Annotated in this window: 17 protein-coding genes; 14 read left to right on the plus strand and 3 right to left on the minus strand. The window is 45.8% G+C overall.

Going from position 1 to position 24,891, the window contains the following annotated elements; translation table 11 throughout:
- Nucleotides 1–470 precede the first annotated feature (470 nt).
- The 9 genes from OCU90_RS16275 to OCU90_RS16315 all read left to right on the plus strand — a co-directional run bounded on the left by OCU90_RS16275 (nucleotide 471) and on the right by OCU90_RS16315 (nucleotide 11,774).
- On the plus strand, nucleotides 471–1,919 hold the full coding sequence (locus OCU90_RS16275; RefSeq protein WP_061023602.1) for a YfcC family protein: 1,449 nt from the start codon (nucleotides 471–473) through the stop codon (nucleotides 1,917–1,919).
- 814 nt (nucleotides 1,920–2,733) lie between these two features.
- Nucleotides 2,734–3,957 carry an arginine deiminase gene (gene arcA, locus OCU90_RS16280; RefSeq protein WP_017077581.1) on the plus strand — a complete coding sequence of 408 codons (1,224 nt, stop codon included), beginning with the start codon at nucleotides 2,734–2,736 and terminating at the stop codon, nucleotides 3,955–3,957.
- 73 nt (nucleotides 3,958–4,030) lie between these two features.
- Nucleotides 4,031–4,942 (plus strand): carbamate kinase, encoded by a 912-nt coding sequence (gene arcC, locus OCU90_RS16285; protein WP_004729718.1) that lies wholly within the window; start codon nucleotides 4,031–4,033, stop codon nucleotides 4,940–4,942.
- 196 nt (nucleotides 4,943–5,138) lie between these two features.
- The gene (locus OCU90_RS16290) at nucleotides 5,139–6,149 is read left to right on the plus strand and encodes an ornithine carbamoyltransferase (RefSeq protein WP_017094773.1); all 1,011 of its coding nucleotides are present in this window, start codon (nucleotides 5,139–5,141) and stop codon (nucleotides 6,147–6,149) included.
- Nucleotides 6,150–6,648: 499 nt separating this feature from the next.
- Nucleotides 6,649–7,578, plus strand: coding sequence for an aspartate carbamoyltransferase (pyrB, locus tag OCU90_RS16295; RefSeq protein WP_004729720.1), 930 nt, complete (start codon nucleotides 6,649–6,651; stop codon nucleotides 7,576–7,578).
- A gap of 15 nt (nucleotides 7,579–7,593) precedes the next feature.
- Nucleotides 7,594–8,058 carry an aspartate carbamoyltransferase regulatory subunit gene (gene pyrI / locus OCU90_RS16300; RefSeq protein ID WP_004729721.1) on the plus strand — a complete coding sequence of 155 codons (465 nt, stop codon included), beginning with the start codon at nucleotides 7,594–7,596 and terminating at the stop codon, nucleotides 8,056–8,058.
- Nucleotides 8,059–8,384: 326 nt separating this feature from the next.
- Nucleotides 8,385–8,873, plus strand: coding sequence for an arginine repressor (locus OCU90_RS16305; RefSeq protein WP_004729722.1), 489 nt, complete (start codon nucleotides 8,385–8,387; stop codon nucleotides 8,871–8,873).
- 175 nt (nucleotides 8,874–9,048) lie between these two features.
- Nucleotides 9,049–10,932 (plus strand): protein-disulfide reductase DsbD, encoded by a 1,884-nt coding sequence (locus OCU90_RS16310; RefSeq protein WP_061023604.1) that lies wholly within the window; start codon nucleotides 9,049–9,051, stop codon nucleotides 10,930–10,932.
- Between the two features lie 212 nt (nucleotides 10,933–11,144).
- Nucleotides 11,145–11,774 (plus strand): response regulator transcription factor, encoded by a 630-nt coding sequence (locus OCU90_RS16315; RefSeq protein WP_004729724.1) that lies wholly within the window; start codon nucleotides 11,145–11,147, stop codon nucleotides 11,772–11,774.
- Here OCU90_RS16315 and OCU90_RS16320 read toward each other — a convergent pair.
- Nucleotides 11,771–13,522 (minus strand): potassium/proton antiporter, encoded by a 1,752-nt coding sequence (locus OCU90_RS16320; protein ID WP_061023606.1) that lies wholly within the window; start codon nucleotides 13,520–13,522, stop codon nucleotides 11,771–11,773. The two genes, OCU90_RS16315 and OCU90_RS16320, sit on opposite strands and share 4 nt — an antisense overlap.
- A 448-nt stretch (nucleotides 13,523–13,970) precedes the next feature.
- Here OCU90_RS16320 and OCU90_RS16325 point away from each other — a divergent pair, with 448 nt between their 5' ends.
- The 4 genes from OCU90_RS16325 to OCU90_RS16340 all read left to right on the plus strand — a co-directional run bounded on the left by OCU90_RS16325 (nucleotide 13,971) and on the right by OCU90_RS16340 (nucleotide 17,947).
- Entirely contained in the window at nucleotides 13,971–14,237 is a 267-nt protein-coding gene (locus OCU90_RS16325) for a DUF4212 domain-containing protein (protein WP_004729726.1), read from the plus strand.
- A 10-nt stretch (nucleotides 14,238–14,247) separates the two neighbouring features.
- Nucleotides 14,248–15,951 (plus strand): sodium:solute symporter family protein, encoded by a 1,704-nt coding sequence (locus tag OCU90_RS16330; protein ID WP_004729727.1) that lies wholly within the window; start codon nucleotides 14,248–14,250, stop codon nucleotides 15,949–15,951.
- 211 nt (nucleotides 15,952–16,162) lie between these two features.
- The gene (locus tag OCU90_RS16335; RefSeq protein WP_004729728.1) at nucleotides 16,163–16,549 is read left to right on the plus strand and encodes a hypothetical protein; all 387 of its coding nucleotides are present in this window, start codon (nucleotides 16,163–16,165) and stop codon (nucleotides 16,547–16,549) included.
- 12 nt (nucleotides 16,550–16,561) lie between these two features.
- Nucleotides 16,562–17,947, plus strand: a complete 1,386-nt coding sequence (locus tag OCU90_RS16340) for a class II fumarate hydratase (protein WP_061023608.1) — start codon at nucleotides 16,562–16,564, stop codon at nucleotides 17,945–17,947.
- Between the two features lie 144 nt (nucleotides 17,948–18,091).
- Here OCU90_RS16340 and OCU90_RS16345 read toward each other — a convergent pair whose 3' ends face one another.
- Both OCU90_RS16345 and OCU90_RS16350 read right to left on the minus strand, forming a co-directional pair.
- Nucleotides 18,092–21,523, minus strand: coding sequence for a hybrid sensor histidine kinase/response regulator (locus OCU90_RS16345; RefSeq protein WP_167409364.1), 3,432 nt, complete (start codon nucleotides 21,521–21,523; stop codon nucleotides 18,092–18,094).
- Nucleotides 21,524–21,633: 110 nt separating this feature from the next.
- Nucleotides 21,634–22,824, minus strand: coding sequence for a 3-phenylpropionate MFS transporter (locus OCU90_RS16350; RefSeq protein ID WP_061023609.1), 1,191 nt, complete (start codon nucleotides 22,822–22,824; stop codon nucleotides 21,634–21,636).
- Between the two features lie 230 nt (nucleotides 22,825–23,054).
- Here OCU90_RS16350 and OCU90_RS16355 point away from each other — a divergent pair, with 230 nt between their 5' ends.
- Nucleotides 23,055–24,887, plus strand: coding sequence for a DUF294 nucleotidyltransferase-like domain-containing protein (locus tag OCU90_RS16355; RefSeq protein ID WP_061023611.1), 1,833 nt, complete (start codon nucleotides 23,055–23,057; stop codon nucleotides 24,885–24,887).
- Nucleotides 24,888–24,891 lie beyond the last annotated feature (4 nt).

Here is a 24,891-nt window from a genome sequence, read left to right on the forward strand (position 1 = left end):
GATACGTATCAAATAAACATTATAAACCTAAAAATCCGAACAAAAATAAAGTTTGAATAAAATTCCAATAATATTCACGCCATTCATTAATAATGCCTGCCAACGCAACCACCCCTTGTTTTCCTATAATTCACATCGAATATTAATCCAAGCTAACTAACCAAAAAACCTTGCTCTTTTTCTAACGTTTTTCAGCCTATTCATTGGTCACTATTTTTGTGAACAATACCAAACTTAAATTCCGACGTAAGGAATAAAATAACCGCAGTTAAATTAAATCTTAATTCATTTGGATATATAAATATAAAGATACTTATATTTAAAGTCGGCAACGTCATATAGATGCTCGCTCTATAAGGGCAAGAATTTTATATCGTTGAATGCTTTATAAATGTCACTGTATTTACAATCTATAAACATTAGTCGCTAATTCACGTCAATTCTATTTAGGATGATGTAAGGAGATAGCCATGACGACTCAGACGATACCAAGCGAGAAAAAAAAGGGCGGCTTCTTTGCCAACTTTAAATTCCCTTCTGCCTACACCATTCTATTTATTCTAATTGCATTCGTAGCCCTGCTTACCTGGGTTGTTCCAGCAGGCCAATACGACCGAGCAATGAATGAAGAGTTAGGTCGAGAAGTACCGGTAACCGGCACCTATCAAGCAGTAGAAGGTAACCCTCAAGGTGTGATTGACGTACTACTCGCACCTATTGACGGTTTCTACGACCACAATAGCTATGAAGCTGCAGCAATCGATGTTTCGCTGTTCATCTTAATCATTGGTGGCTTCTTAGGGCTAGTAACCAAAACTGGCGCCATCGATGCCGGTATCGAACGCGTCACCGCCCGCCTAGAAGGGCGAGAAGAGTTGATGATACCGATACTGATGGCATTGTTTGCTGCTGGCGGTACCGTCTACGGCATGGCGGAAGAATCACTGCCATTCTATACGCTGCTAGTACCAGTAATGATGGCCGCTCGCTTTGACCCTCTGGTTGCCGCTGCGACCGTACTGCTTGGCGCAGGGATTGGGGTGCTAGGGTCAACGATTAACCCATTCGCAACCGTGATCGCTGCCAACGCCTCTGGTATCCCATTTACTGACGGTATCATGCTGCGTATTGCCATGCTCGTTATTGGTTGGATAATTTGTGTTGCCTACGTCATGCGTTACGCAAGAATGGTTCAAGCTGACCCAACAACATCGATTGTCTACGACAAATACGAAGAGAACAAAGCGCACTTCCTTGGTAACGCGAGCGACGAAAAACTTGATTTCACCACAACGCGTAAATTAATCCTCACTATTTTCGGTGGCTCTTTCGCTGTGATGATTTACGGTGTATCGGTTGCTGGCTGGTGGATGGCAGAGATCTCAGCGATGTTCTTAGCCGCGACAATCATTGTCGGTATTGTGGCTCGCATGAGCGAAGAAGAGTTTACGACTAGCTTCATTGATGGTGCCCGCGACCTACTTGGTGTAGCGCTTATCATCGGTATCGCGCGTGGTATCGTGGTCGTGATGGACCGCGGTATGATCACCGATACGATTCTGTTCTCTGCAGAACAAATGGTGACGGGGCTTTCTTCAGTTATCTTTATTAACGTAATGTTCTTCTTAGAGATTTTGTTGTCCTTCTTAGTGCCGTCAACGTCTGGTTTAGCCGTACTCACCATGCCAATCATGGCACCACTGGCCGACTTTGCTGGCGTAGGTCGTGACCTCGTTATCACCGCTTACCAATCAGCATCTGGCTTGGTGAACCTAATCACCCCGACCTCTGCGGTTGTGATGGGTGGCTTGGCGATTGCCCGCGTCCCTTATGTTCGCTGGGTTAAATGGGTAATGCCATTAGTCGGTATCTTAATGGTGTTCTGCATCGTTGTACTAAGTATTGGTGCGCTTATCTAACTTAAAGCATTTCACTCCGTTCTCATCCAAAGCCGCTTCCATAGCGGCTTTTTTTATTGCTATCTAATCCAACTCCAACCCAATCACCAAAACAACCTGCCGAGCTGCACACGCTTCATTTAACGCCTCTCTATGACCTATCTCAGTAGCAAAGCTTAAACAAGCAAAAACCACTTGCGACAAAGAGTAAGCCAACGTTTAAACATCAAGGTTAAAGCTAATAAATCGCCAACTATTCTTCGCTCTTATATTTATACAAATATTTAGTCATTTATTAGCGTTAATTATATTTAAAGTAATTTAAACAGTAATAACCAAAGAGGAAATAGTAGTGATTTTTATAGGAAACCGGCTTAAAAAACCCAATTATAAAGTGTGACCACAATAGCTTTATTCGCATTTATTTTGTTAACAACTAATTAATTCCACATCCAAAATTAAATATCTAAATAAAAACATTGCATACTTCCAATCTAAGCTCATTCTTATCAATAAAACCATTTTGCATATAATCCCTCACAAATTGGATTCTAGCTAGGTGAATGAAAAAAGCATGCATAATATTCCCAAGGAGTTAACTATTTAGAAAAGACTGACAATAGTTGAAAGTGCATAAAGTTTGTTAAAACCCTTGATTTTAAAGGGCTACGGGATAAAAAACGATTTGTGATAGATCTCTAAGAATACCTGACTAGCAGGCGTAATATTAATTCCAGACAAGAGATATGAATAAAATAATTCATTCTTCTCAACTGAAAATAAATAATTACTCTTAGCAATAAAAGTAATTCAAATATATAAGAGAGAGACGATCATGAGTAAGTTCTATGTAGGTTCTGAAATAGGTCAATTACGCCGCGTTCTAGTTCACCGCCCAAGACGCGCACTGACTCACCTAACACCCTCTAACTGTCACGATTTGCTATTTGATGACGTACTGGCTGTTGAGCGTGCAGGTAAAGAGCATGACGCATTTACTCAAACGCTACGTGATCAAGGTGTTGAAGTTCTTCTTCTTACTGACTTGCTAGCCGACACACTAGCGGTGTCAGAAGCGAAAGATTGGCTACTAACCTGCCAAGTATCTGATTACCGTTTGGGTAAAACATTCGCCAATGATGTGCGCTGCTACTTGGGCGATTTACCAAACCTAGAGTTAGCAAAAATCCTAACGGGCGGTTTGTCTTACGCTGAGATGCCAATGAAATCATCTTCAATGATGCAAGGCATGCACGCACCAACCGACTTCATTATCGAGCCACTACCAAACCACCTATTTACTCGCGACACATCTTGCTGGGTATACGGCGGTGTATCTATCAACCCAATGGCGAAACCAGCTCGTCAACGTGAAACAAACCACGTTCGTGCTATTTACCGCTGGCACCCAACATTCGCAGGCCAAGACTTCATTAAATACTTCGGCGATGAAGAAAAAATCAATTACGACAACTCTACGATTGAAGGTGGTGACGTTCTTGTACTTGGTCGTGGCGCGGTGCTTATCGGTATGTCTGAACGCACAACAGCACAAGGTGTTGAACACTTAGCATCTAGCCTATTCAAACACGGTCAAGCGACACAAGTTATCGCAATGCAGCTACCAAAACACCGCTCTTGCATGCACTTAGACACCGTAATGACTCACATGAACGAAGATACGTTCTCTGTTTACCCTGAAGTGGTAAGTAAAGACGTGCAGTGCTGGAACCTAACTGGCGATGAGTCTGGCGCTGTAAAAGTGAAAGAAGAAGGCTACTTCGTAACGGCTATCGAAAAAGCACTTGGCGTAGACAAGCTAAACCTAATCACAACCGGTGGCGACAACTTCCATGCAGAACGTGAACAGTGGAACGATGCAAACAACGTTCTAACGGTTAAACCTGGCGTCGTTATTGGCTACGAAGGCAACACCTACACCAATGAAAAATACGACAAAGCAGGCATCACGGTTCTTCCGATTCCAGGAGACGAACTTGGTCGCGGTCGCGGTGGCGCACGCTGCATGAGCTGCCCAATTGAGCGTGATGGTATCTAATCACTAAGACGAAAACGGCCAAGTTGAACGATCTTAAATAATCTCAGCTTGGCCAGAATGAGAGAACACAATTATGACTAAGCAAACTGTTGTTGTTGCACTCGGCGGTAACGCCCTACTTCGTCGCGGTGAGCCGTTAGAAGCCGATGTTCAACGCCGTAATATTGAAACCGCGGTTAAAACCATCTCTGAAATCGCGAAAGTGTACAACGTGGTTCTAGTACACGGTAATGGCCCACAAGTTGGCCTACTTGCTCTGCAAGGTTTGGAATACAAAAAAGTAAACCCGTATCCGCTGGATGTATTGGGCAGTGAAACTCAAGGCATGATCGGCTACATGCTGATGCAAGAGTTCAAGAACTACCTGCCTGACCGCAACATCTCGTGCATGTTGACTCAAATGACGGTTGATCCAAACGATCCAGCATTTGCGGATCCAACAAAGCCGATTGGTCCGATCTACGAAGAAGCAGAAGCGCGTGAATTAGCGGAGAAATTCCACTGGATAGTAAAACCTGACGGCCAACATTTCCGTCGCGTGGTACCAAGCCCACGCCCTACCGGCATTGTTGAGCACGAAGCGATCACACAGCTTATCGATGCGGGTCACCTAGTAATTTGTACTGGCGGTGGTGGCATCCCAGTGAAAAAAGAGAATGGCAAATTAGTGGGTGTTGAAGCGGTTATCGACAAAGACATGTCAGCGGCTTTCTTGGCGAAACAACTGGATGCGGATGCGCTGCTTATTTTGACCGATGCTGAGGCTGTGTACCTTGATTGGGGCAAGCCAACTCAACACGCACTGCGCAGCACCACACCAAGCGAATTGGCGAAGTTCACATTTGATGCAGGCTCGATGGGGCCAAAAATTGAAGCATCGTGCGAATTCATTCAGCAAGGCGGAAAAGTAGTGGGTATCGGCGCACTCGAAGATGGTTTGCAAATCCTGCAAGGCCAAGCGGGCACCAATATCACCAAAGGTTAACGCACTAGCGAGCTTTATCATCTTGAAAAACTTAAAGCTTGAGAAGCTGAAACCTTGAGAGCTTTTAAAGCTTGCGAAAACAGAATTAAACGAAACAAACAGAACCGAACAAATTTAACTAAAAAATTGAATCGCGCTTTCTTGAATTTTCTTTCCCTGTAACAAGAAAGCGCCTAAATCTAAGAAGGAATACATCATGGCTTTTAACCTACGCAATCGTAACTTCCTAAAACTACTAGATTTCACTCCACGCGAAATTCAACACTTGTTAGATCTTTCTATGGAGCTAAAAAAAGCGAAGTACAACGGTTACGAACAGCCAACACTGACTGGCAAAAACATTGCGCTTATCTTTGAGAAAACATCAACTCGTACTCGCTGTGCATTTGAAGTTGCCGCATTCGACCAAGGTGCTCGAGTGTCTTACTTAGGCCCATCTGGCTCTCAAATTGGCCACAAAGAATCAATGAAAGATACCGCTCGCGTTCTTGGCCGTATGTACGATGGCATTGAATACCGCGGCTTCGGTCAAGAAATCGTTGAAGAGCTAGGCGCTTACGCGGGTGTACCGGTATGGAATGGTCTGACTGACGAATTCCACCCAACACAGATCCTTGCTGACTTCCTAACCATGACGGAATACGGTCGTGGTAAACAACTGCATGAAATCAGCTTTGCTTACCTAGGTGATGCTCGCAACAACATGGGTAACTCTCTGATGGTTGGCGCTGCGAAAATGGGCATGGACATTCGCCTTGTTGCTCCAAAACAATTCTGGCCACAAGAAGAGCTATTGGCTCAATGTCGTGAAATCGCAGAACACACGGGCGGCAAAATCACGCTAACAGAAGATGTTCAAGAAGGCGTGCAAGGTTGTGACTTCCTATACACCGATGTTTGGGTATCAATGGGCGAAGCAAAAGAAGCATGGGCTGAGCGTATTAACCTAATGATGCCTTACCAAGTCAACATGGACATGATCAAGGCAACAGGCAACCCACATGTGAAATTCATGCACTGCCTACCGGCTTTCCACGGCGAAGATACCACAGTAGGCAAACAGCTTGCTGCTGAATATCCGCAGCTTAAAGATGGCGTAGAAGTGACAGATGAAGTGGTCGAGTCTGAATTCTCTATCGTGTTCGATGAAGCAGAAAACCGCATGCACACCATCAAAGCAGTCATGGTTGCGACATTAGGCAGCTAATTACCTAAGAAACTAACCAGTTAAGACGTTAAAAATTAAGAAGCTAAGCACTCACTTGTTCGCAAGACGTTAATAAGTTAGGTGCAATGACAGGGAAATGCGGGTGGCGTTCTTGGGATTTTGACCTTGGATAAAGCTCGCATTTTTTTTCATGTAGTTGAATAGATTATTACCTTAAAAATCCTGAGAACCTCAGTTCCAACAAAGGCTTAAATGGAAGCTTAAAACGGACGTTATTTCGCATAAAAATCTATTAAATGAATACTTTACAGAAAGTATTGCATGGCCTTTTTATCTGAGTATAATCCTCCGCAATTTGTCTTAAGAGAGCAAAAAATGAACCGCAATTTTGTCGCACATGATTGTCAACCAATACGCCTTAGAATGGCGTTGGTGTCATTTTTATTTTGCTCTATTGATCGTTTCGAAGCCTCCTATTTTTAGGAGGCTTTTTTTTGTCCGCAATTTGACTGTATGCATAGAAAAAGGAAGACCCGTTATGGCGCATTCGTTATTTAACAAGCACATCATCTCCATTCCAGAGCTCTCTCGTGATGAACTGGAGCTTATCGTCGATACTGCTGCAAGACTCAAAGCAGAGCCAAATCCAGAGCTGCTGAAAAATAAGGTTGTCGCGAGCTGCTTCTTTGAACCTTCAACTCGAACTCGCCTTTCATTTGAAACCGCGGTTCAGCGTCTTGGCGGCACCGTCATCGGTTTTGATAATGGCGGAAACACATCGCTGGCTAAGAAAGGCGAAACACTTGCCGATTCGGTGCAGGTCATTTCTTCTTACGTTGATGCCTTTGTAATGCGTCACCCACAAGAAGGCGCAGCACGTTTAGCCTCTGAATTCTCTAACGGTGTGCCAATTGTGAATGGTGGCGACGGTGCGAACCAACACCCAACGCAGACCTTGTTGGATCTATTCTCTATTTACGAAACGCAAGGCACGCTCGATAACCTCAATGTGGCATTCGTTGGTGACCTAAAATATGGCCGCACCGTGCACTCATTGACGCAAGCACTATCAAAATTCAATAACGTGCGTTTCTTCTTTATCGCGCCAGAAGTGTTAGCGATGCCAGATTATATCTGTGAAGAACTGGAAGAGATGGGTATCCAATACAGCACCCACAGCAGCATTGAAGAAGTGGTGCCTGAACTGGATGTGCTGTACATGACTCGCGTACAGAAAGAGCGCTTTGATGCGTCAGAATACGCGCACATGAAATCGGCTTACATTCTGACGGCCGATACGCTGAAAGACGCTCGCCAAAACATGAAGGTGCTTCACCCACTGCCACGTGTCGACGAAATCACAACTGACGTCGATAAAACGCCACACGCTTACTACTTCGAACAAGCTGAAAACGGTGTGTATGCACGTGAAGCTTTATTAGCCCTAGTTCTAAACGACACTTTATAAGCAGGAGATACAGTCATGGTTAAACAAACTCAGCTACAAGTAGAAGCGATCCGTAATGGCAGCGTGATTGACCACATCCCTGCTCATCTTGGGATTAAAATTCTCAAACTGTTCAAACTGCATAAAACAGAACAACGCATCACGATGGGGTTAAACCTGCCATCATCAGCGCTCGGCAACAAAGACCTAATCAAGATTGAGAACATCTTTCTGACCAAGGAACAAGCCAACCAATTGGCTCTATACGCTCCACAAGCGACAGTGAATCAAATTGAAGAGTACAAAGTGGTCAACAAGCTAACACTTGTGCTGCCAGAACAAATCAACAGTGTGTTCGCTTGCCCAAATAGCAACTGTATTTCGCACGGTGAACCTGTCGAAAGTAGCTTTAAAGTGCAGTTAAAACACGAAAACGTACAGCTAAAATGTCACTACTGTGAAAAAGTATTCTCTCGCGAGATCATGAGTGAAATTCGCTAACCCTTAGCGCTATTACCTCCGCAACAAAAACCCTTAATAATTCATGGATATTTATTCCCAACACGGAATAAATATCCATTTAACCAAAGAATAAAACTCCGTAATAAAAGCAATTAGCCAGAATTTTGTTTGGTGATCGCCTTCAAAAAGATAACTATCCTTTAGTGTTAGACTCAATGAATAGATGATCATACATCTCGCATACCCTCCCTCTTATTTCGGGGTTCATCGGTAAGCTCTAATTAACAATCGTACTCTACGGCTTTGGGAGTGCGTTCTGCGCTATGGACAAGCGATATCAACACGTTGACCTTAAGGAGTTGTTCATGAACCAAATCACTGAGCACGGTTGCTTGTATTCAGCTGAAGATAAAACACTGACTGCCGCGTGCAAACGCTTACTACAACAACAAAGCTTCTCGACCCAGAATCAACTGCGCGAGAAACTGGTCGACATTGGCTATACAGGTATCAGCCAATCGACCGTCTCTCGCATTTTGTCACAGCTTGGCGTTGTCAAAATTCAGAATGCCTGTGGTAAAAAGGTTTACTGCATCACGGTTGAAAGCGCGCCTGTGCGTGTCGATGCCTCTATCTCATCACAAATCGAATTAATTACTCACAACCAAGCGATGGTGATCGTAAAAACAAACCCTGGTTGCGCACAGTTGGTCGCAAGATTAGTCGATATCGACCCACATACCGAGATTATCGGTACGGTTGGCGGCAATGACACCGTGCTAATTATCCCGAAAGACACGATGAACATTGATGCTTGCGAACAAGTAGTAAGAGCACGCTTGGGTGTTGCCTAAATGTCTTATTGGCAAGGGCAGTTCACTGCAGTTGCGCTGCTAACCCTCTCTCGATTGCCTAAGAAAGTGGCTCACCCGCCCTAGCGGATATTTGCTGGTCGATGAAACTAATCACAAACTATTACGGTCTGATTGAGTTAAGATACCTTCAACTCCATTTTGATGACTAAATAGTATGCGACGACTTGCCACATTACTTTTTGTTTGTGTTTCCCTGTTCACCCAGCCTGCGTGGGCGCTTTTTGGAAACGACAACGCCGAGCCAAGCTTCGGAGGCAATAACAACGGTTTTGTCCCTGTAGACCAAGCTTTCCCTTTCAATTACTACCAGCAAGACGGCAAGGTCCTTCTCGACTGGCAAGTAAAAGAGGGCTACTACCTCTATCAACATAGCCTCTCGTTCACTGGCCAAAATCTCGCTATCGGCAATGTTGAAATGGAAGGTGGCCAACCACACCAAGATGAATTCTTCGGTGAGGTGAGCATTTATACTCAGCCGTTATTCGTGCAAGTTCCACTACAGAGTTACCAAGATGGCTCACAGCTGATCGTTAAGTATCAAGGTTGTGCAGATGCTGGTTTCTGCTACCCACCAGAAACTCGAGTAATCGACATTGAACCGTTTACTTCGACGAATCCTGGGGATATAAAAAGCAGTGATGTGCAAAACAGTGGTGATGCCCAAAATAGCAGTGTCTCACAAGGTTCATCTGCTGCAGCTGGTGAAGCAGACAATTCAGTACAACCCTCTTCTCCTACAGCTGACACAGCAAGCAATGCCACTCAACAAACCAATGCTCCCGTTTCAAAAGAAGCAGGCTTAGCCGATAAGCTGGGTGACAGTTGGTGGACTCCATTATTATTCTTAGCACTCGGTGTTGGCTTAGCCTTTACGCCGTGTGTTCTGCCAATGTACCCAATTCTGACGGGTATCGTCTTGGGTGGCGGCAAGCTCAGCCAAGGCCGCGCGTTAATGTTGTCGTTCATTTATGTGCAAGGCATGGCGCTGACCTACACCTTATTAGGTTTAGTGGTTGCTTCAGCAGGCATGCAGTTCCAAGCGGCCATGCAACACCCTTACGTATTAATCGCGCTGAGTGTTCTGTTCGTGACGTTGGCGATGTCGATGTTCGGCGTTTATAACCTACAACTACCAAGCAGTATCCAAACCTGGCTCAACAATCAAAGCAACAAACAACAAGGTGGCAATACCTTGGGCGTGTTCGCGATGGGCGCTATCTCGGGCTTGGTGTGTTCACCTTGTACCACAGCGCCACTGTCCGGTGCGCTGCTGTATGTCGCTCAAAGTGGTGACCTATTAACGGGTGCGATTGCTCTGTATGCGTTAGCGATGGGTATGGGTATCCCGCTGATCTTGGTTGCGGTATTTGGTAATAAGCTACTGCCAAAAGCAGGCAGCTGGATGGATAAGGTGAAGATCGTATTCGGCTTTATCTTGCTGGCAGCGCCTATCTTCCTGCTAGAGCGAATTATTCCTGAATTGTGGGCAACTGTGCTTTGGTCTGGATTAGGCTTCATCGCCTTTGGTTGGCTTTACCATAGCAAGAATGCACTGCCATTTGGCGGCTGGAAACAGAGCGCAGTGGGTATCATCGCAATGCTCGGCCTATTCGCTTCTGCGCAACCTGCGTTGAATTACTGGTTTGCAGAAAAGAGCGTGGTGGTTGAACAGCAAATCCAATTTGCACGCATCAACACGGTTGAAGAGTTAGAAATCCAGCTCATCGAAGCGAAGAAACTCGGTAAGCCAGTGATGCTCGACTTCTACGCCGATTGGTGTGTGGCCTGTAAAGAGTTTGAGAAGTACACCTTCCACCAAGCTGATGTTGAGAACAAGCTTTCTGATTTCGTCCTACTTCAGGCTGACGTAACGAGAAACATGCCTCAAGACATTGAACTGCTTAAACAATTACAGGTGCTGGGCTTACCAACAATTGAGTTCTGGGATGGCGAGGGTAACCATGTTCCAAATGCTCGTGTTACTGGTTTTATGCCTGCCGATGTATTCTTAAAACACATGCAAGACCACCAGCTATAACGGCAATATTCACCGGAATATCTGCCTAAACGAAAGCCGCACTGCCCCTCCGTAACGAGATGACAGTGCGGCTTTTTTGCTATTCCGAGTAACGCTTTCTTATTCCGGGGATAAAAGTCGATATGGTTCAGACTTTTAATGCATAGATATTGTCCACATACTCAATCAGGATGATAATAAATATTAACTAAATTGTTAAAAGTATGAACGTCATGGACTCGACCTATACCATCATCATTGCTGATGACCATCCTCTTTTTCGCAACGCCCTGTTTCAGTCAGTTCATATGGCGATCAGTGGTGCGAACCTGCTTGAGGCTGATTCCCTCGATGCCTTACTGACTCTGCTAAAGAAAGAAGATGAACCAGACCTGTTGCTTCTCGACCTTAAAATGCCAGGAGCAAACGGGATGTCTGGCCTAATTCAACTGCGTGCTGAATACCCAGATTTACCGATTGTGGTGATCTCTGCCAGCGAGGATGCCAGCGTTGTCACTCAAGTGAAGAGCCACGGTGCCTTTGGCTTTATTCCTAAATCGAGTGATATGCGTGAATTGGTCAGCGCACTCAATCAAGTGCTGAATGGCGACCCATTCTTCCCTGAAGGGCTGATCACCAACAATGCAGCCTGTAGCGACCTTGCAGAAAAGCTTTCCACATTGACGCCTCAACAATACAAGGTGTTAGGAATGCTCTCGGATGGCTTACTGAACAAGCAAATCGCGTATGAATTGAATGTTTCGGAAGCGACCATCAAAGCACATATGACAGCCATCTTCCGTAAACTGGATGTGAAAAACCGAACTCAAGCCGTTATCTTGCTACAAGAAATCCACAATTAAGCTTCGTTTACATCCTCTTCTAAAGTCGTCTTAGGCAAACATAAACCCAGCTTGACGACTTTATGATCATCTATATCTGCAACCACCCAAGTGATGTCATGCCACTCAAAGCTATCGCCTAATACCGGGTGTGCCCCAAGCTCTTGATCAGCCAATTGTTTTAGCGTCATTTCTCGCTCTTCTTCCGAGCCAAGTTCAATACCATAACAATCGCTTACCGCAGCGACCGATAACCCAACATCTAAGAAGAAGTCACCAAAGAATCGAGCGGCTTCTTCTGCCAAAGGTGCCTCACTGAACAGCTCACTTAGGCTATCTAGATCTTTATCTTGACCAAGCACACAGAGAATATCGTTCGCCTCTAATATGGTACTGCCCGATGGGTGAAGCAAGGCATCTTGTCGAAACAGTGCGGTGATGCGCGTCCCTTCAGGCATCGATAAACGCTTGAGCGGTTCACCGACACACCACTTCTCCTCTTTCAGCTTGTAGACAAACATCTCCCATTCACTGGTCGGATAAATCTCGATACCGGTGCGAGAAATCGGTGTTGGCGTTGGCGGTAGAGTCACTTTAGCGAGTCTTGCGACTTTCATTAAGCTGCCGCCTTGAACAATTAGCGAAACCATAACTACGAAGAAGGCGATATTGAAATACAGCTGAGCATTTGGCAGGCCAGCCATCATCGGGAAAACCGCCAAAATGATCGGAACTGCACCACGTAAACCGACCCAAGAGACAAACCAGCGCTCCTTGGTGGTAAAGCTTCTGAACGGCAGCAAACCCAACCAAACCGACACTGGACGAGCAAACAAAATCATACCGAAAGCCAGTGCTAACGCAGGAAGTGCTATGTCCATTAAAGTCGATGGTGTCACCAATAAACCCAACACCAAGAACATCACGATCTGACTTAGCCACGTCATACCGTCTAGGACATTAAGAATAGAGTGTCGAGAACGCGTTGGACGATTACCAATGAACAGACCCACAAGGTAAATCGATAATATGCCACTACCGCCAAGCATGTTAGAGAACGCAAACAGAGCCACGCCCCCACTGAGTACCAGAATGGAGTAAAGGCCATCAGCCAGTTGTACTCGATTGATTAAGCTCCATAGAACCCAGCCGCCGCCGATACCAACAAGAGTACCGATACCAAACTGCATCGCAAAACTTTGCAGTAGGAAGTTCATTCCCATCTCAGCGTCAGGGTTACCTAACAGCGCAATTAAGGTCACCGTCAGGAAGACCGCCATTGGGTCGTTAGTGCCCGATTCGATCTCTAGAGTTGAACCCACACGCTCATTGAGACTCTGTCCTTTCAGCAAAGAGAATACCGCTGCCGCATCGGTTGAACCAACAATCGCCCCAACCAAGATGCCCTGCATTAATGACAAGTCAAACAGCCAAGCCGCCATTAATCCGGTTAAGGTTGCTGTACATGCGACACCTATCGTCGCCAGCGAGAGCGAAGGCCAGAAAGCAACCTTGAAGCTCGCCACCTTGGTTCGCATACCGCCATCCAACAGAATCACAGCCAGCGCAAGGTTACTCACCAAGTAGGTCAGTGAGTAATCATCGAAATGAATATTACCGGGTCCATCTTCACCCGCTAACATACCAACGAACAAAAAGATCAAAAGAATAGGAACGCCCAATCGAGAGGACACTTGTGAGAAAAGCACGCTGATGGCGATGAGTACGGCACCAGTCAAGAATAAGTGGTTAATGGTTATTGCGTCCAATTCGTTCCCCCAAAGAATAAAATCCGAGCTTTAAGCCTGTTGTTCTTTTGCCACTAGCTTGTTGATCTTCTGCCGTTTAGCAAGGCACGGTCGGTGAAAGTGCCGTAGTTACTATAACAAACTTATGTTTCGCTTCGTGTCATAAGCAGGGCTAAATACCGTTTCTCGGTCATTTAGTTGTTAAATTTTATGACTCGCAGTCTAATTCATCCCTTTTTGTTAGACCTTTGGCTAATTTAACAACACTGTAACATCACATTTTTCTATGGTTATGTCTCCTAGCTCCCATATTTCAGTACATTAGCGCTAATACCATCCCGACTAAAGTTGCACAGATCCCTTGACTTATCCTTGCTACATTCTAAATCGTAACATTACGTTAACACGCTATTTTACAAAACGGTTTCACAAAAACGGTTTCTACGAAAACGGAATAAAGGAGAAGGCAATGGCGTTCGAATCTACGGAACATGCTCAAGCCTACTGGAAGGAAAACTTGGGAATAATGGGAACACTACTCGCAATATGGTTTGTGGTGTCTTACGGCGCAGGCATCTTATTTGTGGATGTCCTCAATACCATTCAATTTGGCGGATTTAAGCTAGGTTTTTGGTTCGCTCAACAAGGTTCAATTTATACCTTCGTGGCGTTGATATTTATTTACGTTGTTCGCATGAATAAGCTGGACAAAAAATACAACGTACAGGAAGACTAGAGGCTAGAACATGGATATTCAAACTTGGACGTTTATTCTCGTCGGTATTACTTTCGCAGTTTATATCGGCATCGCAATCTGGGCTCGCGCTGGAACAACCAGTGAATTCTACGTTGCTGGCGGCGGCGTACACCCAGTAGCAAACGGCATGGCAACCGCCGCTGACTGGATGTCGGCAGCATCATTCATCTCAATGGCAGGTATCATCTCATTCGTTGGTTACGACGGTGCGGTTTACCTAATGGGTTGGACAGGTGGTTACGTACTACTTGCGCTATGTTTAGCACCTTACCTACGTAAGTTCGGTCAGTTTACGGTTCCTGATTTCATCGGTGAACGTTACTACTCGAAAACAGCACGTATGGTAGCGGTATTCTGTGCAATCTTCGTATCATTTACGTACGTTGCAGGCCAGATGCGTGGTGTTGGCGTTGTATTCTCTCGTTTCCTAGAAGTTGATATTAACCTAGGCATCATCATTGGTATGGGTATTGTGTTCTTCTACGCAGTGCTTGGTGGCATGAAAGGCATCACTTATACGCAGGTAGCTCAATTCTGTGTCCTCATTTTCGCCTTTCTTGTTCCAGCAATCTTTACCTCAATCATGATGACGGGTAACCCACTTCCACAAGTTGGTATGGGTTCAACGCTATCTGGCACGGATGTTTACCTTCTTGATAAACTGGATGGCCTAACCGAAGAGCTCGGATTTACCGCCTATACCGAAGGTAACAAGAGCATGGTGGATGTATTCTTCATCTGTGCAGCTCTAATGGTCGGTACTGCGGGTCTTCCACACGTAATCATTCGCTTCTTCACAGTACCAAAAGTACGTGATGCTCGTATCTCAGCGGGTTGGGCACTACTGTTCATCTCATTGCTATACACAACAGCACCCGGCGTTGCAGCGTTCGCTCGTGTAAACATGATTGAAACGATTAACGGTCCTGACATGCAAGGTGTCGCAGCAGTAGACGCACCAAGCTGGTATAAAAACTGGGAAAGCACTGGCCTAGTAGGTTGGGAAGATAAAAACGGCGATGGCAAAATGTTCTACTCGGGCGATGAACGCAACGAGATGAAGATTAACCGTGACATCATCGTACTGGCTTCTCCAGAGCTAGCAAAACTACCTAACTGGGTTGTAGCACTACTTGCAGCCGGTGGCCTAGCAGCCGCACTATCAACAGCCGCAGGTCTACTATTGGTAATCTCAACGTCGATTTCACATGACTTGTTGAAGAAAGGCTTCAGACCAAACATGACCGACAAGCAGGAGCTATTAGCCGCTCGTTTGGCAGCGATGGTCGCGATTGTCGGTGCTGGTTACTTAGGTATTAATCCACCAGGTTTCGTAGCTCAGGTAGTAGCGTTTGCCTTCGGCTTAGCCGCAGCATCCTTCTTCCCTGCCATCATCCTAGGTATCTTCTACAAGAAGATGAACAAGGAAGGCGCAATTGCAGGTATGTTGTCAGGTATTGCCTTCACAGCAAGCTACATCATCTACTTCAAGTTCATTAACCCAGCAGCAAGCACACCGGAAAATTGGTGGTTTGGTATCAGCCCAGAAGGCATCGGTACGCTAGGTATGTGTCTAAACTTTGTAGTATCAATTGCAGTGAACAAAGTGACCGCTGAAGTTCCAGAAGATGTACAAGAGATGGTTGAGTCTATCCGTTATCCTAAAGGTGCTGGTGAAGCTCACGACCACTAAGAAGCTCGCGACTTAGTGACTAGGATAATAAGCACTTAGAAAATGAATCAGTACTTACATTGTAGGGATTAGGTACTGATTCAAGAAAGCCGATACTTTATGTATCGGCTTTTTCTTTTTCCCTGCCATTTTATAAAAAGACTAAAGAAAGGGTTGTTTTTAAACTCTCATTTGATAATAATTATCATTAACATCCATTAAAGAGATGCAAATGATGATGAAAGAGCAGCAGGTTCTCTATTCAAGATTTTACAAAGCACAAGATCGCTTTGCTTCATTAGAGCAAGTTCAAGGTAACGAACCGTTTGTGATTCGAGACTATATCGAATGCGCACTCACGCTGTCGGCTTACTATGAAAAGCATGCCGCTCAAGAAAATATCTTGTTGTGTGAACTGTACCTGCGCCAAGTTTTCTTTCATTTAATTGAAGCGATTGAGTCTCCTGACCACAGTTTCGCCTTTCGTCATATCTGCCTAGACTCTATTCACTCGCCACTATTTTATTTAAAACGCCACTACCGCCAGCAACCGCACGGCCAAGCGCGTTTTTTGAATATCAGCCAGACACTACAACAAGTCCAAGCCCCACTTGGCTAACAAGGATAGAACATGACCCAAGAATTTCGGATTGAGAAAGACAGCATGGGCGAAGTTAAAGTCCCTGCCGATGCGCTATACCAGGCACAAACTCAACGTGCCGCGGATAACTTCGCGTTTAGCTCGCACAAGATGCCAACCAGCTTTATTCAAGCACTGGCGTTAATTAAGCAAGCCGCCGCCGATACCAACGCTCAATTAGGCTTATTAGAAGGTGATATTGCCAACGCGATAGCCGAAGCCAGCCAAGAGATCATTGAGGGTAAACACCTCGAGCAATTCCCTATTGATGTCTATCAGACGGGCTCTGGCACCAGCTCTAACATGAATGCTAACGAAGTGATTGCGACACTCGCTTCAAGAAGCCTGCAAGGCGACGTGACCCCCAATGATCACGTCAACATGGGTCAAAGCAGTAACGATGTAGTGCCAACGGCGATCCAAGTAAGCGTTGCTTTGATGACAGAAAACAAATTGTTGCCTGCATTAACTCACCTTTCCGCAGCACTTACCGTTAAACAGCAAGAGCTTGCTGAGGTAGTAAAAACAGGTCGTACTCACCTAATGGATGCGATGCCGATTACCTTTGCTCAAGAGCTTGGTGGTTGGAAGTTCCAGATTGAACACGCTAAGCAAGCCATTGAAAGCAGCTTGCCAGCAATCAAGGCGCTTGCTCAAGGTGGCACAGCGGTAGGTACGGAGATCAATGCCGACCCACGCTTTGCCGATAAATTTGCAAGTAACCTGTCTCAATCAACAAAGATCAGTTTTACCTCGAGTGAAAACTTCTTTTTTAACCTCAGCAGCCAAGACGCGATCGTTGCGTTTTCTGGTCAGCTTAAAACTGCAGCAGTTGCGATCCTCAAGATCTCAAACGATCTTCGCTGGATGAACTCAGGGCCGTTGGCTGGCTTAGGGGAAATTGAGTTACAAGCGCTGCAACCGGGCTCGTCTATCATGCCAGGAAAGGTCAACCCTGTGATTCCAGAGGCTGCAGCCATGGCAGCAGCGCAAGTGATTGGTAATGACACCACGATCACGATTGCTGGCCAATCGGGTAACTTCCAATTGAATGTGATGCTGCCGGTTATTGCTCATAACGTTCTAGAAAGCATAGAACTATTAGCCAACAGCTCAGTCGCACTGGCTGATAAAGCGATAGCTACCTTCACCGTGCGCCAAGACAATCTCGATTTGGCACTGTCAAAGAACCCAATTCTGGTGACAGCGCTCAACCCTGTGATTGGCTATCTAAAGGCAGCAGATATTGCCAAGAAAGCTTATAAAGAGGGCTTACCGATTCTTGATGTTGCAGAAAGAGAAACTGATCTCAGCCGAGAAGAACTTAGCAAGCTACTTGATCCAACCACACTGACGCAGGGTGGTATTGCCGGTTAGCTGGTTAGCTAGTTATTTATCTAGTTATCTAGTTAGTTAAAAAGCGAATAGGCATTAACGATCCTTACTGAAACAACAAAGGCCTCATCCGAGGCCTTTTCTACATCCGTTCATTAATTGGAAATTCGAGCTGATTACTCCTAATTAGCTCACCCGATTTAAGACCGCTCTGAGTTTTAGCGGCTTGACGGGTTTAGCGATAAAACTAAAACTATTGGCCTTTATCGCTGCCAACATGTCATCGGTTCTATCAGCACTGATAATGACACCCTCAAAAGAGTCCCCAAGACGTAAACGACACTGCTGCAGGACTTCGAGTCCGGTTCGGCCATTATCCAAACGGTAATCAGAGAAAATCACATCCGGCTGCCAACCATCATCTAGGCACTTCAAGCTTTCAACTAGATCAACGGCTGTCTTAACCTCACAACCCCAACGACCAATCAAGTTCTCCATACCGACTAAAATCTCTCGTTCATTATCGACACACAATATTTTCAAGTGCTCGATATCACTGGTCGCCATTGGCGTCGAAGCTTGCACAACCGGAGCCACTTTTTCCGCCCGAGCCAAGGTGATAGAAAAGACGCTACCTTGCCCCGGCCATGAGCGCATCGATATTTGATGACCAAGCACATGGGCAATACCTTTGGAGATGGCTAATCCTAGCCCTAACCCCTGATCAGCACGCACTTGGCTACCACGAGTAAATTCTTCGAAGATCTCTTGTTGCTTGTCTTCATCGATACCGGTTCCGTTATCCCACACATCAATTCTAACCTGACCATTCACTCGTCTCGCACCCAGTACCACTTTCCCCTCTGGGTTGTAACGAAACGCATTGGTCAAAAAGTTCTGAATCACGCGTCTTAATAATTTAGGGTCAGAATGAATGAACAATGACGATGGGATCATTTGAAACTGGATTTTTTGTTGTATCGCTAAAGCGCTAAATTCCGCATTCAAATTGGTTAGTACATCATGCACGGCAATCGCATGAATGTTGGTTTCTAACTTGCCGGATTCCAAGCGCGAGATATCCAACAAATCACCAATCAGATCTTCAGCCGCACCAAGGGCACTCTCGATGTGGGATGAAAGCTGTTTGACCTCTTGTTCTTTTGCCACCTCAGATAGCGAAGAAGCAAACAAGCGAGCAGCATTTAATGGCTGCATCAAATCGTGACTCACAGCCGCAAGAAAACGACTCTTGGATTGTGATTCTTGATCAGAGATTTGCGTCGCCTTTACCAAGCGATGGTTAAGCTTCTCGAGTTCTTGAGTTCGCTCATGCACTCTCGATTCCAAGCTTTCGTTAGCATCTTTTAGCGCTTGCTCTGCTTGTCTGAATACCGTGATGTCGGTAAAGCTCATTACGAATCCACCGCTTGGCATCGGGTTACCTTGCACTTCAATGACTCGACCATCAGGACGAATACGAGAAGAAGTATGTCGGGTGCCTTGTTCAAGGTGATAAACACGGCGGCGAACGTGATCTTCCGGGTCGCCAGGACCACACAAACCTTGCTCAGCATTATGGCGAATAACATCTGAGATGGGTCGACCAACCTGAATCAAGCCAGCAGGGAACTCAAACAGTTCTAAGTAACGTTGATTCCACGCCACCAGCCTCATTTGTTTGTCGATTACTGCAATACCTTGGCCAATATGTTCAATCGCACCTTGCAGTAAACCACGGCTGAAGTCGTACAATTCCGAGGCTTCATCAACGATCGTTGCAACCTCTTCAAGCTGCATGTTTCTGCCTTGTAAAGCAGAAGTGAGTACTAACTTAGCAGACGAAGCACCGAACACCCCAGCAAGCACGCGCTCTGCATGTCTAATCAGGCTTGCGGGCGCTTGTTGATTAGGAAGTAACGGCTGACCGTGCTGCTGCCAATAGCTATGTAAGGCGCTTTTCGCTCGCTTTCGACCCACAAAACGCGATGCCAACATCTCTAATTCAGCGACTGTCACACGGTTTTGATAGAGGCTGATATTCTCATTTTCAGGCAGTGGTGTACCAACAAATGCTGCCGATTGTAAGCGCTCACTTAGGCTTGGTCTGGTCGTCATTGAGACCACTGCATAGCACAAGGTATTGAGTAAAATACTCAGCACTATGCCCCAGTTTGAGCTGCTAACATCCCAACTTCTCAGCAGTTCTGGCGGCGTGATAATCCACAGCAGTAAGTTACTTTCGCTATCGCCCGCTAGCATGCTGGTTTGACTCATCAGGGTAATCAGCCAGATCACCGAACCGACAAGCAAACCGACATAGACACCCTTTCGGTTTCCGGGACGCCAGTACAATCCACCAATTAATGCAGGAGCGAACTGAGCAATCGCAGCAAAAGAAAGAAAGCCAATAGCCGACAATGAATGGATAGTATCGAGGGCCTGATAAAACAACCAAGCACCAAGTAACAGCAGCAAAATTAACCCACGTCGAATCACCAGTAACAGGCCAGAAAAATGTCGATGTGTTCTTTGGGTTAGACGCATACGACGCAGCAGCAATGGCATCACTAAATCATTCGATACCATGATCGCTAATGCTATGGTCGATACAATCACCATGCCACTCGCCGCCGAAGTACCTCCGAGGAAAGCTAACAAAGCAATGTGATTCGCACCTTCTGCCATTGGCACACTGATAACGTAAGTATCAGCCGGCATGTCAGTGAGCAACCCTTGTCCTGCCCAAGCAATTGGCAGCACGAACAGTCCCATCAAAATCAGGTAAAGTGGAAACAGCCAGCGAGCAGTATGCAAATCTTGAGGGCGTTCGTTCTCAACCACCATGGTATGGAATTGGCGCGGAAGACAGACAATCGCCAACATGGTTAAAACGGTATGAATAATTAAGGTCGGAATATTCGGCGATTCGTAGGTGGAAGCCGCCACATCAAGCAAGTCAATTTTGTCACTGCTCACCGCCAGGTACATGATGAACAAGCCAACAATCAAAAATGCCGCGAGCTTAACGATAGATTCAAACGCTACAGCCATCATCATGCCGCGGTGGTGTTCAGTGTTATCGATGTGTCGCGTGCCAAACAACATCGTAAAAATGGCCAATGCACCGACCACAAACCAAGAGACGTGATAGTCCTGATAACCAAAATCAGTGGCTAGGTTTGGCGCAACAATATCCAACCCCATGGTAATACCGCGCAATTGCAGCGCGATATAGGGAAGAATACCAACCACAGCGATAATGGTCACCGCCACCGCTAAGCCTTGAGATTTTCCATAACGAGCCGCGATAAAGTCAGCAATAGAGGTGATGTGTTCACGCTTCGCGATGAGGATCAGCCGAGCTAAGATCCGCCATCCCAACGTGAAAACCAAAATAGGCGCGAGGTAGATGGGCAAGAAGGACCATGGGTTATTGCTCGCCTGCCCGACCGTTCCATAAAAGGTCCAAGAGGTACAATACACCGCAATAGAAAGGCTATAGATCCATGGACGCCAGCGTGATAGCCAACGAACTTGCCTGTCTCCATACCAAGCGATCAAAAACAACACGCCCAAATAGGCTAAAGAGACTGGAATTACTATCCATCCTTGCATTAAAAACCCTTTTTCATCCATAAAAAAACCTCTCCATAAGGGAGAGGTTTCATTTAACTAGGGAAGTGCGTTTAACTCAATCGCATCGCTTAAATTCTGTGCTTTAGGCTTTAATTCTGAGCATCAGATTGAGCTGAGGCTGTTTGATTAACCTCAACCACTGAGCTTCTTTCATCGACCTTAATAAACAAGGCAAGTGCTCCCATTGCGGCCATACCCCAGAAGATATTGGCACCCCAAAGCTCATATCCCCAACCACTTAAGGTGGTCATTAGTGCGATAAATGCACCCAATGGAATCGCATTATAGAGAGCTTGTAGCGCAACCATCTTGTTCTGTTCTTCAGATTGGATGTATTGAATCGCTGCGATGTGTGCCATAGCAAACGTCACACCATGCAGCAGTTGCACCATAACCAGTGCGAAAATCGCTGTGGTAGAAGCGGTAATACCCCAACGAGCCATCACCCCAATTGCCGCTACCACGAACAGAGTACGCAGTGACCAACCAGAGAATAAGCGCTTACTTAACGCAAATACGGCCACCTCAGCGACAACACCAAGGCTCCACAAATAACCGATGATCGCTTCTGAGTGACCGGCTTCTTTCCAATAAATTGCACTAAAGCTGTAGTAAGCCGCATGGCTACCTTGCAACAGTGCCATCAAGGCTAAAAATTTCACCACTGATGACTCGCGCAGTAACTCACCTAGTTTTGGTCGCACCGCTTGTTGCTCAGATTGTGTTACTGGCATCACATTGGGATTTCTCATCGCAAGAATCAACGACAGCAACACACCGGCAAGCGCAGTATACAAAATCATGTCAGTGCCGAATTCAGCCACTAGATAACCAACCACGGTTGAACCCGCGATAAAAGCAACCGAACCCCAAAGGCGAGTTCGGCCGTAGTCGAGCATCTTAAGACGGCTGTAATGGTTCGCCATTGCATCAGAAAGCGGAATAATCGGTCCATAGCAGAGGTTGAACATTACCGTTGCTAGCAACATCAATAAAAAGCTACCACCAGTAAAGAAATGGAAACCAACAAATAATAGCGCGACAAAACTGAGGCAACGCAATGCTGGTATTAAATGCTCAACTTTATGGATACGCGGTGTTATCACAAAGTTGGCAACACAACGCGTAGCCAAACCCACACCAATCAATACGCCAATGTCCCCTGCAGAAACGCCTTGGTCTTCAAACCACAGCGCCCAAAATGGCAGATAAACGCCATAGGCAAAAAAGAAACCAAGAAAATACTGGGATATCCAGCCATAAGGGGAAGGATTAAACATAGGCGACCTATAAAAATGTGTGGAACAAGGAAGCGCCAATTATGCCTAGGTCACAAAAGATGAAAAAGGGAATTATTGAGGAGATAGTATTCCTGTATTCAATGAATATCGATATCCCATTTGACTGAGGTATCCGGCGCTCACCCGCACCCACGATCGCATTTAGACTAAAGTCGTCTGGAGCTTCGCTGGTAATTTGTCAGACTGAAAAGAGACTCCTACTTCTTTCGATGCTTATGCCTGATAAATTTAATATGCAGCACCCGCCTTTCGATAGCCTATCCGACACGGAGCAGTTAACGCTGCGCTCCTCATTGGATGTGGTTTATTACCGAGCACACGAGGTGATATTGGAGGCAGACCGCCCTAGTCGCCATCTGCATATTCTGATTAAAGGAGCCGTGGAGGAACGAGCGAGCAGCGATGGGGAAATCTACGCTCATTATGCCAATGACGATATTTTTGATGTACGCAGCCAGTTTGAACCTCACACCAAACACCAATATATCGCGCTCGAAGATACATTAAGTTATCTGCTGCCCACCGATATTTTTCTCGAGCTTTACCACGCCAATGGCCAATTCGCCGCCTACTTTGATAGCAACCTTTCGACACGAAAAGCGCTAATTGAAGCTGCCCAACAGCAACAAAATCTAGCCGAGTTCATATTGACCAAAGTGGATGACTCTATCTATCACCCACCACTGATACTTGAACCGAACCAACCTATCAACCAAGTCACTCAAACCCTTAAAGAACGAGGGTTGGACTCAGCTCTCGTTCATTTGGAACATGATGATCCAAAAGCTTTTGGATCATCATGTTCCTTACCGTATGGAATCGTCACTCGAACCAATTTATTGCATGCTGTGATGCTCGATAATTTCCCACTGGATGCGCCCGTCGGCAAGATCGCGACGTTTCCGGTGATGCACGTAAATCAAGGCGACTTCTTGTTTAACGCCATGATCACCATGACCCGAAATCGCGTAAAAAGGTTGATGGTTTGTGATGGTCCAAATGCTGTTGGTATGGTGGACATGACGCAGATTCTGAGTGCATTCTCTACTCATTCTCACGTTCTTACTTTGCGTATTGCACGAGCCACCAGCATTGAAGAGCTCGCATTAGCCTCCAACAAGCAACGTCAACTGGTTGAAAGCCTACTCAGTAACGGTATTCGCACGCGCTTCATCATGGAGTTAATTTCAGCCGTTAATGAACAGATCATAGAGAAGGCTTTTGAGTTGGTTATCCCACCCGCACTGCATAATCATTGCTGCCTGATCGTATTGGGATCTGAAGGTCGCGGAGAGCAAATCCTTAAAACCGACCAAGATAATGCGCTGATTATTCAGGATGGTTTGGAGTGGCACCAATGCCAAAGTGCCATGAACGACCTAACGCATACATTGCAGCAATTGGGCTACCCACTCTGTCCGGGCAACGTGATGGTCAACAACCCGAAATGGGTTCATTCACAACAAGAGTGGAAACAAACGCTCACCCGTTGGGTAAAAAAGGCAACGCCCGATACCGTGATGGATATTGCCATCATGGCAGATGCACATGCCGTTGCGGGTAATAGAGAACTTTTAAAACCGGTCAAGCAACACCTGAGTGATTTGATGCTAGGACAGGAATTGATTCTGACTGAATTCTGCCGCCCAGCTCTGAACTTTTCAGTTCCCCTCACCCTATTTGGTAACGTGAAAAAATCCAAGTCAGGGCTCGATATCAAGCAAGGTGGTATTTTCCCGATAGTCCACGGTGTGAGAGCACTTTGCCTTGAGCATGGTGTGACGGTAAACAACACCTTCGAACGCATTGAGCAGCTGGTCAGCAAGAAGGTATTAGAGCAAAGCACCGCAGACAATCTCAGTGAAGCGCTCAAACAATTCTTTAAGTGGCGCTTAGCCCAAAGGCTTTCTCAGCAGCACAGCAGCAACAAGATCAACGTCAAACTGATGGAGCGAGCAGACAGAGATCTGCTTCGTCATAGCTTACATGTGGTGAAGAAATTCAAGCAATGGCTAGGTTACCACTATCAAATAAGAGATTAGGCGG

Source organism: Vibrio splendidus, from assembly GCF_024347615.1.
Taxonomy (GTDB): domain Bacteria; phylum Pseudomonadota; class Gammaproteobacteria; order Enterobacterales; family Vibrionaceae; genus Vibrio; species Vibrio splendidus.